Below are 15,136 nucleotides of genomic sequence, written 5' to 3'. Positions count from 1 at the left end.
GCCGCCGGCCTCAAGGGAGGCGGCGACCGCTGAAGTCCGGCTCAGATGAGCTTGGCCATCGCCACGGCCGTGTCGGCCATGCGGTTCGAGAAGCCCCACTCGTTGTCGTACCAGGTCAGGATGCGCACCAGCACGCCGTCCATGACCTTGGTCTGGTCGAGGTGGAAGGTCGACGAGTGCGGATCGTGGTTGAAGTCGATCGAGACGTTCGGCCGGTCGGTGACGCCGAGGACGCCCTTGAGCGGGCCGGAGGCGGCCGCCTTGATGGCGTCGTTGATCTCCTGAACCGTGGTGGCGCGCTTGGCCGTGAACACGAGGTCGACCGCCGAGACGTTCGGGGTCGGCACGCGGATCGCGGTGCCGTCGAGCTTGCCCTTGAGCTCCGGGAGCACGAGGCCGACGGCCTTGGCGGCGCCGGTCGAGGTCGGGATCATCGAGAGCGCCGCGGCGCGGGCCCGGTACAGATCCTTGTGCATCTGGTCCAGCGAGGGCTGGTCGTTGGTGTAGGAGTGGATCGTGGTCATGAAGCCGCGCTCGATGCCGACGGCCTCGTCCAGCACCTTCGCCACCGGGGCGAGGCAGTTCGTGGTGCAGGAGGCGTTCGAAACGACGTGGTGCTCGCCCGTGAGCTTGTCGTGATTGACGCCGTAGACAACCGTCAGGTCGGCGCCGTCGGCCGGGGCCGAGACGAGAACGCGCTTGGCGCCGGCGTCGAGATGGGCCTTCGCCTTGTCCTTCGAGGTGAAGATGCCGGTGCATTCCAGGGCGATGTCGACGCCGAGGTCGCGGTGCGGCAGCTCGGCCGGGTTGCGCACGGCCGTGACCTTGATGCGCTTGCCGTTGACCACGAGGAACTCGCCGTCGACCGCGACCTCGCCGGGGAAGCGGCCGTGCACGGAATCGTAGCGGAGCAGGTGGGCGTTGGTCTCCACCGGGCCGAGATCGTTGATCGCCACGACCTCGATGTCGCTGCGGCCGGCTTCCGCGATCGCGCGCAGGACGTTGCGGCCGATGCGCCCGAACCCGTTGATGGCAACCTTCGTCACGGCGTGACTCCTTCCTGATGCGGCTCGCCGCGCGCCGGACCTCAGGGGGGCGGTCCGCGGAGCGGTCTCGGCGGCCCGCCATACCGTCCGGGCCGGGCCGGGCGGGATCTGGGCGGGCGGGTTTGAACCTGCGATGAACCGGACCGGGAGAGGCCGGGCTTCCACGCCCGTGACCGTCAATTCGGACGGTGCTGGCTGAGGCCTCGGAACTGTCGCGGACCGGCCCTCCGGCATGTCTCGCGCGGTCCCTCTCGGGATCGCGCGGCTGTCTAGCATGGAGCCTCGACCTGTCAAACGCGTGGCTGTGACAAAGACCTTCGATCCACCGACCAATAAACAGGGATCGCGACGATCCATTCGATCAGCGACCGGATCGGGGATCGAACGCGTTTTCGCGCTGGAATTTCGCCTGCATTCGACGGAAAGCTTCGCGTCGGGATAGACGAAGAACCATGGCCGACGAGACCGAGACCCGTTCCATCGACGACGCCCTCAACCGGCTCGAAGCGGCGATCAACCGCCTCGACGCCGTCGTCCAGCATCGCCTCGAGACAGACGCGCAGCCCGACGACCGGGACGCGGAACTTGCCCTGATGGACGAGGACCGGGCCCGGCTCGCGGCCGCCCTGGACGCGGCGAGCGCCCGCCTCGCCACGGTCTCGGCGACGACCGGGGAGGTCGGCCACCGGCTCGACCGGGCCATCGAGACCGTTCAGGATGTGCTCGGACGCGCCTGACACCACCGCCCAAGCCTGTCGGAGCGACCACCGGAGCGATCCTTGCCGCAGATCAACGTGACCATCGACGGCCGCAGCTACCGCATGGCCTGCGGCGAGGGTGAGGAGGCGCATCTCACCGGTCTCGCCGCCCTCCTCGACGGGCGCATCGGCGAGATGCGCAAGAGCTTCGGCGAGATCGGCGACATGCGCCTGCAGGTCATGGCGGCGCTGACCATCGCCGACGAACTCGCGGAACTGCGGTCGCGGATCGCGTCGCTGGAGAGCAGCGTGGCGGAGCTGCGCGCCGCCGCCGAGACCGCGGAGCGCGGGCGGGTCGACGATGCCGAGCGGGCGGCGTTCGGGATCGGCCGGGCGGCCGAGCATATCGGGCGGCTCGCCGACGCCCTCGGCGGATCGGCGCCGCGGGCCTGACCCTCTTCGCGCGGGCGGACAGCGCGAGGCCGGACGTCCTCAAGAAGCCGTGGCAGGCCGCGCGCGACGCTCCTAGAAGGGCTCCGCGTCGAACCGGGTCCGCGCCGCCCGGATTGCGCCGTGACGCTCCTCCGCCCATTGCACGAGGCGCGCCAGCGGCTCGAGCAAGGCGGCCCCGAGATCCGTGAGCCGGTACTCGACGCTGGGCGGCTTCGTCGGGAACACGGTCCGCGCGACGAAACCGTCCCGCTCCAGGTCCCGGAGCGTCTGCGTCAGCATCCGCTTCGAGATGTCGGGCAGCGTCCGGAGGAGGGCGCTGAACCGGTGCGGCCCGTCGGCCAGGGCGATCAGGAGCAGCATCGACCACTTGTCGCCGACCCGATCCAGCACGTCCCGCACCGGGCACGCCGCCGGATCGAGGGTTCCGGCCTGCCAGGCCGCGTACTTGGCCGCCAGCTCGGCGCGGGCGAGCGGCACCGCGGTTTCCTCCGAGTAACCTGGTCCCAAAATCCTGCCTCCTTCACCGCGCTGGCGGTCTCATCTAGTGACCTTGCTCCGATATTGAACCATGAGGAGCGAGCATGAGCCCGACCAGTCAGCCGACCTACTTCGTGACCGGCGCCACGGGCCAACTCGGCCGCCAAGTCGTCGCGGCGCTCCTTCAGCGCGTACCGGCCAGCGCGGTGGTGGCCGGCGCGCGCGACACCGAAGGCGAGGCTGCACGGAGCCTGCGAAGGCTCGGCGTCGCGGTCCGACGGGCCGACTACGCGGACCCGACGAGCCTGGACGCGGCGCTCGAGGGCATCCAGCGACTCCTGCTAATCTCGTCCAGCGAGATCGGCCGGCGCGTGGCGCAGCATCGCAACGTCATCGACAGCGCCAATCGGGTCGGTGTCGGTCTGATCGCCTACACGAGCGTCCTGCACGCCGACACGTCGGCACTCGCCCTGGCCGAGGAGCATCGCCGGACCGAGCGGCTGCTCGAAGCCTCCGACGTGCCGTTCGTCCTGCTGCGCAACGGCTGGTACACGGAGAACTACGCCGCCGGTATCGCGCCAGCGCTCGCCCACGGCGCAGTCCTCGGCTGCGCGGGCGTCGGGCGCATCGCCTCGGCCGCGCGGGCCGACTACGCCGCGGCGGCGGCCTCGGTCCTCACCGCCGACGGGCAGGGCGGCCGCGTCTACGAGCTGGCGGGCGACGAGGCCTACACGCTGACCGAGTTCGCCGCGGCGATCGCTGCGGCTGCCGGCAAGCCGGTCGCGTACCGCGATCTGCCGCAGGCCGAGTACGAGGCGGCGCTGGTCGCCGCCGGGTTGCCGGCAAACTTCGCGGCGCTGCTCGCCGACTCGGACGCGGCCGCGGCCCGCGGCGCCCTCAACGACGACACGCGTCAGCTGAGCGCGCTGATCGGCAGGCCGACGACGCCCTACCGGTCCACGGTGCGCGACGCCGTCGCACGGCTCTGAACCCGCGCCGGCCCGTCACTCCGTCTCGGCGATGTAGCGCCCCAGCGCCGCCGCGGCCCGGAGCATGTGGGCACGCATGCGACGGGCGGCCGTCTCGCCGTCCCCCTCTGCGATGGCCGACAGGATCTCGCCGTGCTCCTCCCGCGAGCGGCGGATCCGGTCGGCGTGGCGGAGCTGCGTGCGCCGGAACGCGGCCAGCCGCTCGCGGATCGCGAGCGCCTGCTCGGCCATGAAGCCGTTGTGCGTCGCCGTGTAGAGTGCCTCGTGGAAGGCGCGGTTGAACCGGTCGTAGGCGTCGACGTCGCCCGCCTCGACCGCCTTAGCGGATTCCTCGTGGAGCTCCATCAGCTCGCCGCGCTCGAGGGGCGTCATCCGGTAGGTGGCGAGCCGGGCGCACATCGCCTCGATCTCGGCGGTCGTCTCGAACATGTCGGCGATCCGCTGCGGCGTCAGGCGCGCCACCACCACGCCCCGCCGGGGCCGGATCTCCACGAGGCCCGAGGCCGCGAGCTGGCGCAGCGCCTCACGGACGGGCGTGCGCGATGCGCCGTAGCGATCAGCGAGGTTCTGCTCGTCGAGGGCCGTGCCGGCCGCGATCGTCCCCGACGCGATGGCGTCGGTGAGCGCGTCGCGGATCCGGTCCGAGAGCAGCCCGCTGTCGATCTTCTGGAAGTCGCCGTGCATCCGCCGTTCCTCGAGCGTCCCGTGAGCGGCGCCTGCCCGTCCTCGGGAAGACGATACGGGACCATACCCTAATCCGCGCGTGCGGATCCGCTGTTCGGCCGGGAAGCCGGTGAGCCGACGCGTCAGCCGACCAGGGCCCGCACCGTCAGGAACAGGATCGAGGGTCCGACGAGGCAGCCGATGCCGGTGTGGAACGTCGCCGTCAGTGCGCCGTAGGGGACGAGCTTCGGATCCGTCGCCGCGAGGCCCCCGGCGACCCCGCTGACCGTACCCATCAGGCCGCCATACGCCATGGCCGAGCGCGGGTTGTCGAGGCCGATCAGCCGGGCGACCAGGGGCGTTCCGACCATCACCATCACCGCCTTGGTCACTCCGGTGGCGATGGACAGCGCCATCACGGTGGAATCCGCGCCGATCGCCGCGCCGGTGACGGGCCCGACGATGTAGGTGATCGCCCCGGCGCCGATCGTCGTGATCGAGACCGCGTCGTGATAGCCGAAAGCCACGGCGGTCAGGGTGCCGACGATGAACGGCAGGATCGTGCCCAGCGCCAGCGCCAGGACACCCAGTAGGCCCGCGCGCCGCGCCTCGATCACGTCCACCTCGAAGGCGGTGGCGACGATGGCGAAGTCGCGCAGCATCGCCCCGCCCATGAGGCCGATCCCGGCGAGCGCCGGGATGTCGGCGAGGCCCTTCTTCCCGCCCGTGTAGAGCCCGCCGGCGTAGGCGAGCACCAGACCGAGCACGATCGCGATCGCGGAGCCGTGGACCCGGCCTTTGGTCAGGTGCTTGGCGGCGAAGTTCGAGACCAGGATCAGCGCGCCGACCACCGCGAAGGCGGCCACGAGGCTCTGCTCGACGAAGACGTGCTCGATGCCGTGCCAGATGTCGTGTCCCATGGCGATCACCCCTTCCTGGCGACGGGTTCGGCGTCGCCGCCGATCACCGATCCGCCGTGCTCGACGGGGCCGCTGCCGGGATCGCGCCGGCCGATCTGGCTCAGCAGGGCGACCGCGCCGAAGCACAGGACCAGGGAGCCGGTCGCGGCGATCAGCACGATCGGGCCGCCGCTCACGGCGGCGACGACGTTCTGCTGGGCCGCCATGGCGACCACGATCGGAATGTACATCCCCGCCCAGAACTCGACGCCGAACTGGACGCCCTTCGTCAGACGGCCCCGGCGGGACAGCCACAGGCGCGCGGCGATGAGCAGGATCATGGCGATGCCGACGCCGCCGACATTGGCCTTCACGCCGAGGGCGAGGCCGAGGAGGTCGCCGAGATACACGCCGACCAGCGTGCAGGCGGCGAGCAGGGCGACACCGAGGACGATCATCGGCGTTGCCCCTTCGAGGAAGCGGCTCTTCCGGCCGCATCCGACGGCCGTGTGGACGCATGCGACATGGCGCGTTGCCCTCCCGGATCGGCCTCGGGGGCCGTTGGTGAAAGTATGCAAGATCTTGACAGGCGCGCAATCCCGTATACGAAACTGTGATATGGAAGGGTTTGAGAATACCAGACCGCCCGCTATATGATGTTCGGTACACCGGTGGGAGCACGCAGATGGGCGAGTGGCGCGGTGAGAGGCAGGCGCGCGACGCGCGGATCGCGGCGGGGCGCGCCCACGCGGACGGCAAGGTCGTGCCGGCCGGAGCCGTGGTCGACCTCCTGGAGGCCATCCTGCGGCCCTGCGACCGCGTCTGCCTCGAGGGCGACAACCAGAAGCAGGCCGACTGCCTCGCCCGCGGCCTGAGCGCCTGCGATCCCGGGAAGATCCACGACTTGCACATGGTCCAGTCGGGGATCGTGCTGCCCGAGCACCTCGACGTGTTCGAGACCGGGATCGCGAAGCGGCTCGACTACTCGTATTCGGGCCCGCAGGGCGCCCGCATCGCCAAGATGCTCTACGGCGGCCAGATCGAGCTCGGGGCGGTGCACACCTACCTGGAGCTGTTCGCCCGCTACTTCGTCGACCTGACGCCCAACGTGGCGCTGATCGCCGGCGTCTCGGCCGACCGGAACGGCAACCTGTATACAGGGCCGAACACCGAGGACACGCCGACCGTCGTGGAGGCGACCGCCTTCAAGAACGGCGTCGTGGTCGCGCAGGTCAACGAGATCGTCGACGCGGTCCCGCGAGTCGACATCCCGGGCGACCGGATCGACTTCGTGGTCGAGGCCGACAAGCCCTTCTACGTGGAGCCGCTCTTCACCCGCGACCCGGCGGCGATGACCGAGACGCAGATCCTGATCGCCATGATGGCGATCAAGGGCATCTACGCCGAGTACGGCATCAAGCGGCTCAACCACGGCATCGGGTTCGGCACGGCCGCGATCGAGCTGCTGCTGCCGACCTACGGCGAGAAGCTCGGCCTCAAGGGCAAGATCGCCACGCACTGGGCGCTGAATCCGCACCCGACCCTGATCCCGGCGATCGAGTCCGGATGGGTCAAGCAGGTTCACTGCTTCGGCTCCGAGGTCGGGATGGACCGCTACATCCGCGAGCGGCCGGACGTCTTCTTTACCGGCGCCGACGGGAGCCTGCGCTCGAACCGGGCCTTCTGCCAGACCGCCGGCCTCTACGCCTGCGACATGTTCATCGGCGCGACCCTGCAGATCGACCTGATGGGCCATTCCTCGACCATCACCCAGTCGCGGGTGGCGGGCTTCGGCGGGGCGCCCAACATGGGGTCGGACCCGCACGGACGACGCCACCCCTCCGACGCCTGGATGAAGGCCGGCCGCGAGGGCCAGATCGTCGGCGATCCGGCACTGATGCGCGGGCGCAAGCTCGTCGTGCAGCTGGTCGAGACCTTCGGCGACAAGCTGGTGCCGACCTTCGTGGAGAAACTCGACGCCCTCGAACTGGCCAAAAAGATCGGCCTCGAGCTGGCGCCGGTCATGATCTACGCGGACGATGTCACTCACATCGTTACCGAGGAAGGCATCGCCAACCTCCTGCTCTGCCGCGACGCCGACGAGCGCGAGCAGGCGATCCGGGGCGTGGCCGGCTACACCGAGGTTGGACGCGGTCGAGACCGGGCGAAGGTCGAGGAGCTGCGCGCCCGGGGCGTCATCCGACGCCCGGAGGATCTGGGCATCGAGCCGCTCGACGCCGACCGCGCACTGCTCGCCGCGAAGTCGATCAAGGATCTCGTGCACTGGTCCGGCGGGCTCTACGAGCCGCCCGCCCGCTTCCGGAACTGGTAGCGTCGCGCGATGACGTATCCGCACCCGAGGAGCCGGCGATGGAATCCCTGACCTTCCGCCACACCACCAAGAAGCCGCTGGCCGGCTCGGCGCCGAGCGCGATCACCGGCGTCGTCGCCTCCGGCAACCTGGAGATCCTGCTGGAGCGGGTGCTGCCGCCGGATGCCTGCGAGGTGGCCATCGAGACCCCGATCGCCGGCTACGGCGACGTCTGGGAGGCGGTGGTGGCCGATTTCGTTGCCCGGGCGCAGCCGGGCGGCCTCCGCATCAGCATCAACGACGGCGGCGCCCGCCCCGACACCGTGTCGCTGCGCCTGCTCCAGGGCGCGCGGCTGATGGAGGCCTGACCATGGCTGCCGACCGCGCCGCGCGCTTCGATCCGGACGCCCTGAGCTGGTACGAGGCCACCGCCCGCCAGCGCGTGCTGGCGCTCACCGATCCGGGAAGCTTCCGCGAGTTCCTGCCGCCGACCGAGCGGCGGATGAGCCCGCACCTGCCGCTTTTCGACCTGCCCCGCGCCTTCGACGACGGTATCGTGGTCGGGAGCGCGCGCCTCGACGGCGACCCGGTCCTGGTCGCCGCCCAGGAGGGCCGCTTCATGGGCGGCGCCTTCGGCGAGGTGCACGGCGGCAAGCTGGTCGGCCTGCTCCGCGCGGCCTTGGAGATGAAGCCGAAGGCGGTCCTTATCTTGTTCGACACCGGCGGCGTCCGCCTTCAGGAGGCCAATGCCGGCGAGACGGCCATCGCCGAGACCATGCGGGCCATCGTCGACGTCCGCGCGGCCGGCATCCCGGTCGTCGGGCTGATCGGCGGGCGGGCCGGCTGCTACGGCGGCGGCGGCCTCATCGCCGGCACCTGCTCGCGGCTCGCCGTGTCGGAGAGCGGGCGCATCTCGGTCTCCGGCCCCGAGGTGATCGAGACCAACAAAGGCGCCGAGGAGTTCGATTCCCGCGACCGCGCTCTGGTCTGGCGGACCATGGGTGGCAAGCACCGTCGCCTGATCGGGGGCGCCGACGCCTTCTGCGCCGACGAGGTCGCGGCCTTCCGCGCGGCCGCCCGCGACCTCGTCGGCCGAGCGCCGGCCTTCGATCTGGCGACCCTGGAGGCCGAGCAATCGCGTCTGGAGGCCCGGATCGAGCGGTTCGGCGACTGCCGCGACGCCACGGATGTCTGGGCGCGCCTCGGCGTGAACGACCCCGAATCCGTGCCGGCGATGGACACGACCGCCTTCGACGAGACCGTGGCCCGGAGCCCGGAGGCCGACCATGACGCTCGCTGAGATCCTCGCCTCCCTGTTCCCGCGAGGACACGCGGTGGCGGTGCGCGACGGCCTCGTGACCGGGACCGGCCCCTTCGCGGACGGCCGGATGCACGTGGTCGGCGTCGACGGCGACACGCCCCTGGGCGTCGACGGGGCGCTGGTCCTGTCGCGCGCCGTGCTCGACGCCGTCCGGGCCGGCGAGCGCGCGCCGATCCTCGTGGCGGTGGATTCCGACAGCCAGCGCATGAGCCGCCGTGACGAGTTGCTGGGTCTCAACGAGTGCCTCGCGCATCTCGCCAAGGCGCTGCTCCTGGCCGACCGGTCGGGCCATCCCACGATCGGGCTGATCTACGGCCACTCGGCCGCCGGCGCGTTCATCGCCACGGCGCTCGCGACGCGGGTCCTCGCGGCCCTACCCGGGGCGAACCCGAGCGTGATGGACCTGCCGTCCGTCGCGCGGGTGACCAAGCTGCCGCTCGACACGCTGAAGGACATGGCGAAGTCGACGCCCGTCTTCGCGCCCGGCCTCGACAACATGGTGGCGACCGGCGCCGTCCACGTGGTTCTAAACCCGGACCTGTCCCTGGAGGGCCAGATCCGCGCGGTGATCGATACCCTGCCGGCGGAGGATATCCGCGACCGGCTGGGCGCCGAGCGGGGCGGTCGCCCGGTCGCCCGCACCGTCGCGGCGGCCGTGGCCGACCAAGCCCGTCTTGGCTGAGCCGTTCCGACGACACGACCTCGTCCGGGTCGATCCGGCGGCCTGGGCGGCGTGGCGCGCGGACCGGCCCGACCTCGGCGCCGTCCCCCATCTCGAGGGCTGGGCCGCTGCGGGCCGGCCGCTGATCGTCCGCCGCCGCGTCCCCGGAGAGACCGGCGACGCGATGCCGCTCGGCCTGCCGCTGCCGCCCGCGGACGGCAAGCGGCGGATCGGGCTAGCGCTGCCGGCATCGGCGCTGGCGCCCGCACCGGTGGTGACCCTCGCCCAGGCCGCCACTTGCGCGCCGGCGGCCTGGGGCCCGACCCTCGACGCCCTGACGGCGCTCGGCCGACGGCACGGCCTCGTGCCGCGCCCCTTCGGCAGCCTCCTCTGGCAGGCAGTCACGGGCCTGACCTACCTGAGCGCCACCTCCGACCTCGACCTGCTCTGGCCGTGCCCACCACCGGTGCCGGTCGACCTTCTCGACGGCATCGCCGCCGTGGCGGAGACGGCGCCGATGGGCATCGACGGCGAGATCCAGTTGCCGGACGGCGCCGACCTGCACTGGCGCGAGCTGCGCGACGCGCCGGAGGACGGCTCGGTGCTCGCCAAGAGCCTGGACCAGCTGCTTCTGCGGCCGGTCGCGGGACTGCGCGGCCCGGGCGCGGCATGACCCTCGCGATCCTCCTCTCCGGCCAGGGCGGCCAGCACCCGGCGATGTTCGACATCACGGCCGAACATCCGGCGGCCCAGGACGTGTTCGCGGCCGCGAGACCGCTCCTCGACGGCGCCGACCCGCGCGACCTGGCCCGCGCGGGCGGCGACACCCTGAACGCCAATCGGACCGGGCAGATCCTGTGTTGCGTCGCCGCCCTGTCGGCGTGGCGGGCCCTGGCCGAGGCGATGCCGGACCGGTCGATCGTGGCCGGGTACAGCATCGGCGATCTGGCCGCCTGGGGCGTCGCCGGGCGCCTCGACACCGCGGACGTGCTCGCCCTAGCCGCCCGGCGTGCGGAGGCCATGGACGCCGCGTCCGGCGCGGGGTTCGGGCTGGCGGGGATCCGCGGCCTGAGCCTCGCGACGCTCGCGGATCTCGCGGCGCGCCACGGCTGTCACCTCGCCATCCGCAACGCGGCCGACAGCGGCGTCGTCGGCGGTCCGCGCGCGGCGCTGGAGGTGCTGTGCCGGGAGGCGACCGGCGCGGGCGCGCAGCGCGCCGTGGTCCTACCCGTCCACACGCCGTCGCACACGCCGCTGCTGGACGCCGCGACGGCGGCCTTTCGCGACGCGCTCGCCGCGGTACCGCCGCGCCGCCCGCCCCCTCGCATGCCTCGGCTGATCAGTGGGCTGGACGGGAGCACGGTGTTTCGGGATGCCGAGGGTCGCGACAAGCTGGCGCTCCAGATCTCGCGCACGATCGACTGGGCCGCCTGCCTGGAAGCGTGCCGCGAGTACGGCGCGGACCGCGTGCTCGAACTCGGGCCGGGCCACGCCCTCGCCACCATGGCCCGGACCGCGCTCCCGGCGGCGCGCATCCACGCCGTCGAGGAATTCCGGACGCTCGACGGCGTGGCGGACTGGCTCGCGCGACCTTAGCCGCGCCGCACTGGGGCCGCACGACCATTGCAGATGGCTGTCGAGTTGCGACGCTAGTCTGGCGATGTGCCGGTCCGGCTCCGCTTGCTTGGCGCAATACTGATGTCGACACATCGCCTTGACGCGCGGCCCGTTGCGGTCGTAGCAGCCGGGCATCTTCGGGACGGGACGGGTTCATGACGGCCAAGCGAGCGCTGATCACGGGTGTGACGGGCCAGGACGGCGCGTATCTGGCGCAGCTGCTCCTGCAGAAGGGCTACGCCGTCACCGGCATCGTGCGGCGCTCCAGCCACGCCGGCGTCTTCGACCACCGGTTGAAGTGGCTCGGCATCACCGACGACGTCGAGCTGGTCGACGGCAACCTGCTCGACCAGTCCGCCCTGCTGCGCATCGTCCAGGCCGCCAAGCCGGACGAGATCTACAACCTCGCCGCCCAGTCGTTCGTGACCTCATCCTGGCAGCAGCCGCTGCTCACCGGGCAGGTGACCGGTCTCGGCGCGGTGCACATGCTGGAATGCCTGCGCTCGGCGGCGCCCCAGGCGCGCTACTACCAAGCCTCGACCTCGGAGATGTTCGGCCTGATCCAGGAGGCCAAGCAGAGCGAGTCGACGCCGTTCTACCCGCGCTCGCCCTACGGCGTCGCCAAGCTCTACGCGCACTGGATGACCATCAACTACCGCGAGAGCTTCGGGCTGCACGCGTCGAACGGCATCCTGTTCAACCACGAGAGCCCGCTGCGCGGCGTCGAGTTCGTCACCCGCAAGGTCACCGACGCGGTGGCGCGGATCAAGCTCGGCCGGCAGAAGGAGCTGCGGCTCGGCAACATCGACGCCAAGCGCGACTGGGGCCACGCCCGGGACTACGTGCAGGCGATGTGGCTGATGCTGCAGCAGGACCGCCCGGACGACTACGTGATCGCCACCGGCCGGACCACGACCGTGCGGGACATGTGCGAGATCGCGTTCAAGCATGTCGGCCTGAAGGTGGATGACCACCTGATCGTCGACCCGGCGCTGTTCCGGCCGGCGGAGGTCGAGGTGCTGCTGGGCAACCCCGCCAAGGCCAAGGCGACGTTCGGCTGGGAGGCCGAGACCAGCCTCGAGGCGCTGATCACCGAGATGGTCGACGCCGACATCAAGCGCCTCAGCGCCAACGCCTGAGCCGTCGGGCTCGCCGCGGGCGGGCTCCGGGTCCATATGGCGCGCATCCCCGGACGGAGAGGCGCGCCGTGAAGACCTACCAGCTCTACATCGACGGCCAGTCCGTCGATCCGGTCGAGGGCTCGTGGTTCGAGTCCATCGACCCCTATCGCGGCGAGCCCTGGGCCCGGATCCCGCGTGCCGGGCGGGCCGACGTCGACCGGGCGGTAGCCGCGGCCAAGCGCGCCATGTGGGACGGACCCTGGGCCAGCATGACGGCCTCGGCCCGCGGCAAGGTCCTGCGCCGGATCGGCGATCTCGTCGAGCGCGAGGCCAAGGCGCTGGCCGAGATCGAGGTCCGCGACAACGGCAAGCTCTTCGCCGAGATGTACGGCCAGACCCGCTACCAGCCGGAATGGTGGTGGTACTACGCGGGGCTCGCCGACAAGGTCGAGGGCGCGCAGGTGCCGATCGACAAGCCCGAGACCTTCGCGTTCACCCGGCACGAGCCGGTGGGCGTGGTCGGGGCGCTGACGGCGTGGAACTCGCCGCTCCTGTTCGTCGCCTGGAAATGCGCGCCCGCGCTCGCGGCGGGCTGCGCGGTCGTGGTGAAGCCGTCCGAGTTCGCCTCCGCGAGCACGCTGGAATTCGCCCGCCTGACCAAGGAGGCCGGGCTGCCCGACGGCATGTTCAACGTCGTCACCGGCTACGGCGGCGAGGCCGGCACCGCCATCGTCGAGCATCCCGACGTCGCCAAGATCACCTTCACGGGCTCGGACGTCACCGGCGCGAAAGTCTACGAGGCCGCCGCCCGGCAGATCAAGCGCGTCTCCCTGGAGCTAGGCGGGAAATCGCCCAACATCGTCTTCGCCGATGCCGACCTGAAGGCCGCCGCCGCGGGGGCGATCTCGGGCATCTTCGCGGCCACCGGGCAGACCTGCATCGCCGGCTCGCGCCTGCTGGTGCAGAACAGCATCCGCCAGGAATTCACCGAGCGCCTGATCGAGCTGGCCCGCACCGCCAAGCTCGGCGACCCGATGCAGGCCGACACCAATATCGGGCCGATCACGACGCCGCCCCAGTACACGAAGGTGCTCGACTACATCGCGCTCGCCAAGAGCGAGGGCGCGCGCTGCGTCTTCGGCGGCAACCCCGCCTCCGGACCCGGCGTGCTCGGCGGCCAGTTCGTCGAGCCGACGATCTTCACGGGCGTCACCAACGACATGCGCATCGCCCAGGAGGAGGTGTTCGGCCCGGTGCTGTCGATCATCGGCTTCGAGGACGAGGCCGAGGCGCTGAGGGTCGGCAACGACGTGATCTACGGGCTCGCGGCGGGTGTCTGGACCCAGGATATCGGCCGCGCGATGCGCATGTCGAAGGGTCTGCGGGCCGGCACCGTCTGGGTGAACACCTACCGGGCGGTGAGCTACATGATGCCGTTCGGCGGCATGAAGCGCTCGGGCATCGGCCGCGAGAGCGGCATCGAGTCGATCCGCGAGTACCTGGAGACCAAGAGCGTCTGGATCTCCACGAGCCGCGACGCCCCGGAGAACCCCTTCGTCATGCGCTGAGCACGCGGGCCGCGCCGCGATCCGTGGCGGCGCGGTCCCTAATCCGGGGCCGATTGGGCGCGGTCCGGTGGCAGCGCGAGGGATGCCAGGACGAAGCCCATGAAGAAGAGGAAGTACTGGTTGACCGATAATTCCTCGAACATGAGCGACGGGATCAGGAACACCGCGCTGTAGGTCAGGAACGGCCCGAAGGCGGCGGGCGCCAGCAGGATTCGCCCGAGGCCGGCGACGAGGAGCAGCGCCGCGGCGATGCCGCTCTGGAGTGCCAGCGACACGAAGCCGTTGTGTGGTGTCACGAGCCCGGTCAGGGCCTGCAGCTCCTCCCGGCGGGCGACCTCGCCGACGCCGAACGGGTACTCGAGGACCAGCTGGAGCGCGGTCACGCCGGACAGGAACCGCTCGTCGAAATTGCCCGTGACGTTGTGGTCCTCGGCGAAGCGCCGCTCGATCGCCTGGGACAGCGTCCCCGGCAGCGGGATCTCTCCCGTCACCGCCCAGGCCACGAGCAGGACGCCCAGGACGCCGAGCGCGGCCAGCACCGCGGGCGCCTTGAGGTTCCGCCGCATCAGCAGGCCGAGGAACAGGATCGGCATGAACAGGCCGGCGCGGTTGTTGGTGAATGGGAAGCTCGCCAGGAGGGCCGCGAAGTAGGCGAGATAGACGATCTTCAGGCGATAGCGCAGGCTGAGCAGCAGGGCCGCGGCCCCGGCCAGTGCGAAGACGTGGCCGGTCTCGTTGCCCGAGGCCCAGAGGCCGCCCTGCTTGTCCTGCACGAACAGCTTCAGCTCCTCGTCGAGCCCGTCCGTGGGAACCGCGAGTCCGAACCGGTCGAGCGGCATGCCGGAGGCGGCGAGCAGCAGGACCGCGAGGGAGGCGAGCATTCCGGCGAGCAGGCCAACGCAGAATGCGTCCTCGACGCGCCGGTCGCGGAACATCACCAGCAGGATGAATGCCTGAACCACGTAGAGCAGCAGGACGAGGGTCAGGTAGACGTCGCCCGCCTGCTTGTGCGCCTTCAGCACCAGCGAGGCCGCGATCAGCGCCAGGATGCCGGCGAGCGGCGCCGCCTGCCGCAGCGCCTCCGCCACGACGGCGCGGCGCAGGCCCAGCCAGGGGATGAGCAGGAACGGCAGCAGGTCGGACAGGCGCTGGAACGGCAGCCCGAAGGTCGAGGTCAGGACGTTGAAGTTCAGGGCGGCGCCCAGCAGGAACACGGCGAAGCGGTCCGCGAGGAGGGACGCGGCCGGCGCGCGCGTCTCGATCGGCAACGCCTGTCCCGCCATCACCCTGCACCGTCCCCGCGCATCGGCCG

At 71.2% G+C, this 15,136-nt stretch carries 17 protein-coding genes; 11 read left to right on the top strand and 6 right to left on the bottom strand.

Annotated features, from left to right (window positions below; all coding sequences use genetic code 11):
- Positions 1-41: 41 nt before the first annotated feature.
- Positions 42-1,046 (bottom strand): type I glyceraldehyde-3-phosphate dehydrogenase, encoded by a 1,005-nt coding sequence (gene gap / locus ACX9MN_RS05660; RefSeq protein ID WP_012317185.1) that lies wholly within the window; start codon positions 1,044-1,046, stop codon positions 42-44.
- A 452-nt stretch (positions 1,047-1,498) separates the two neighbouring features.
- Here gap and ACX9MN_RS05655 point away from each other — a divergent pair, with 452 nt between their 5' ends.
- Entirely contained in the window at positions 1,499-1,783 is a 285-nt protein-coding gene (locus ACX9MN_RS05655; RefSeq protein WP_091978416.1) for a DUF4164 family protein, read from the top strand.
- A gap of 42 nt (positions 1,784-1,825) precedes the next feature.
- A complete protein-coding gene (locus ACX9MN_RS05650) occupies positions 1,826-2,197 on the top strand; it encodes a cell division protein ZapA (protein ID WP_020091531.1) in 372 nt (123 codons plus the stop codon).
- Between the two features lie 72 nt (positions 2,198-2,269).
- On the opposite strand, the gene ACX9MN_RS05645 is transcribed toward ACX9MN_RS05650, so the two are convergent.
- Positions 2,270-2,704 (bottom strand): winged helix-turn-helix transcriptional regulator, encoded by a 435-nt coding sequence (locus ACX9MN_RS05645; protein WP_091677906.1) that lies wholly within the window; start codon positions 2,702-2,704, stop codon positions 2,270-2,272.
- A gap of 74 nt (positions 2,705-2,778) precedes the next feature.
- Between ACX9MN_RS05645 and ACX9MN_RS05640 the strand changes: the two genes are divergently transcribed.
- Entirely contained in the window at positions 2,779-3,663 is an 885-nt protein-coding gene (locus ACX9MN_RS05640; protein ID WP_489723911.1) for an NmrA family NAD(P)-binding protein, read from the top strand.
- 15 nt (positions 3,664-3,678) lie between these two features.
- On the opposite strand, the gene ACX9MN_RS05635 is transcribed toward ACX9MN_RS05640, so the two are convergent.
- The 3 genes from ACX9MN_RS05635 to madL all read right to left on the bottom strand — a co-directional run bounded on the left by ACX9MN_RS05635 (position 3,679) and on the right by madL (position 5,683).
- Positions 3,679-4,347, bottom strand: a complete 669-nt coding sequence (locus tag ACX9MN_RS05635; RefSeq protein WP_020091534.1) for a GntR family transcriptional regulator — start codon at positions 4,345-4,347, stop codon at positions 3,679-3,681.
- A 122-nt stretch (positions 4,348-4,469) separates the two neighbouring features.
- A complete protein-coding gene (gene madM, locus ACX9MN_RS05630) occupies positions 4,470-5,234 on the bottom strand; it encodes a malonate transporter subunit MadM (protein ID WP_489725209.1) in 765 nt (254 codons plus the stop codon).
- A gap of 17 nt (positions 5,235-5,251) precedes the next feature.
- Positions 5,252-5,683: a malonate transporter subunit MadL gene (gene madL / locus ACX9MN_RS05625; protein ID WP_489723910.1), complete on the bottom strand. Its 432-nt coding sequence runs from the start codon at positions 5,681-5,683 to the stop codon at positions 5,252-5,254.
- A gap of 227 nt (positions 5,684-5,910) precedes the next feature.
- Here madL and mdcA point away from each other — a divergent pair, with 227 nt between their 5' ends.
- The 8 genes from mdcA to ACX9MN_RS05585 all read left to right on the top strand — a co-directional run bounded on the left by mdcA (position 5,911) and on the right by ACX9MN_RS05585 (position 13,824).
- Positions 5,911-7,557: a malonate decarboxylase subunit alpha gene (mdcA, locus tag ACX9MN_RS05620; RefSeq protein WP_489723909.1), complete on the top strand. Its 1,647-nt coding sequence runs from the start codon at positions 5,911-5,913 to the stop codon at positions 7,555-7,557.
- Between the two features lie 38 nt (positions 7,558-7,595).
- A complete protein-coding gene (gene mdcC / locus ACX9MN_RS05615; protein ID WP_020091538.1) occupies positions 7,596-7,904 on the top strand; it encodes a malonate decarboxylase acyl carrier protein in 309 nt (102 codons plus the stop codon).
- A 2-nt stretch (positions 7,905-7,906) separates the two neighbouring features.
- Positions 7,907-8,836 carry a biotin-independent malonate decarboxylase subunit beta gene (locus ACX9MN_RS05610; protein ID WP_489723908.1) on the top strand — a complete coding sequence of 310 codons (930 nt, stop codon included), beginning with the start codon at positions 7,907-7,909 and terminating at the stop codon, positions 8,834-8,836.
- Positions 8,823-9,539, top strand: a complete 717-nt coding sequence (gene mdcE / locus ACX9MN_RS05605; RefSeq protein ID WP_489723907.1) for a biotin-independent malonate decarboxylase subunit gamma — start codon at positions 8,823-8,825, stop codon at positions 9,537-9,539. Before ACX9MN_RS05610 ends, mdcE begins: the two co-directional genes overlap by 14 nt.
- Entirely contained in the window at positions 9,532-10,191 is a 660-nt protein-coding gene (gene mdcG / locus ACX9MN_RS05600; protein WP_489723906.1) for a malonate decarboxylase holo-[acyl-carrier-protein] synthase, read from the top strand. The genes mdcE and mdcG overlap by 8 nt, the downstream gene beginning before the upstream one ends.
- On the top strand, positions 10,188-11,114 hold the full coding sequence (locus ACX9MN_RS05595) for an acyltransferase domain-containing protein (RefSeq protein WP_489723905.1): 927 nt from the start codon (positions 10,188-10,190) through the stop codon (positions 11,112-11,114). The genes mdcG and ACX9MN_RS05595 overlap by 4 nt, the downstream gene beginning before the upstream one ends.
- A gap of 176 nt (positions 11,115-11,290) precedes the next feature.
- Positions 11,291-12,274, top strand: coding sequence for a GDP-mannose 4,6-dehydratase (gmd, locus tag ACX9MN_RS05590; RefSeq protein ID WP_489723904.1), 984 nt, complete (start codon positions 11,291-11,293; stop codon positions 12,272-12,274).
- 68 nt (positions 12,275-12,342) lie between these two features.
- Entirely contained in the window at positions 12,343-13,824 is a 1,482-nt protein-coding gene (locus ACX9MN_RS05585; protein WP_489723903.1) for an aldehyde dehydrogenase, read from the top strand.
- 38 nt (positions 13,825-13,862) lie between these two features.
- Here ACX9MN_RS05585 and ACX9MN_RS05580 read toward each other — a convergent pair whose 3' ends face one another.
- Positions 13,863-15,107 carry an O-antigen ligase family protein gene (locus tag ACX9MN_RS05580; protein WP_489723902.1) on the bottom strand — a complete coding sequence of 415 codons (1,245 nt, stop codon included), beginning with the start codon at positions 15,105-15,107 and terminating at the stop codon, positions 13,863-13,865.
- Positions 15,108-15,136 lie beyond the last annotated feature (29 nt).

The organism is Methylobacterium sp. 1A (assembly GCF_058072805.1).
The sequence above is the reverse complement of the archived record's forward strand: the minus strand, read 5'-3'. Positions and strand labels throughout refer to the sequence as shown.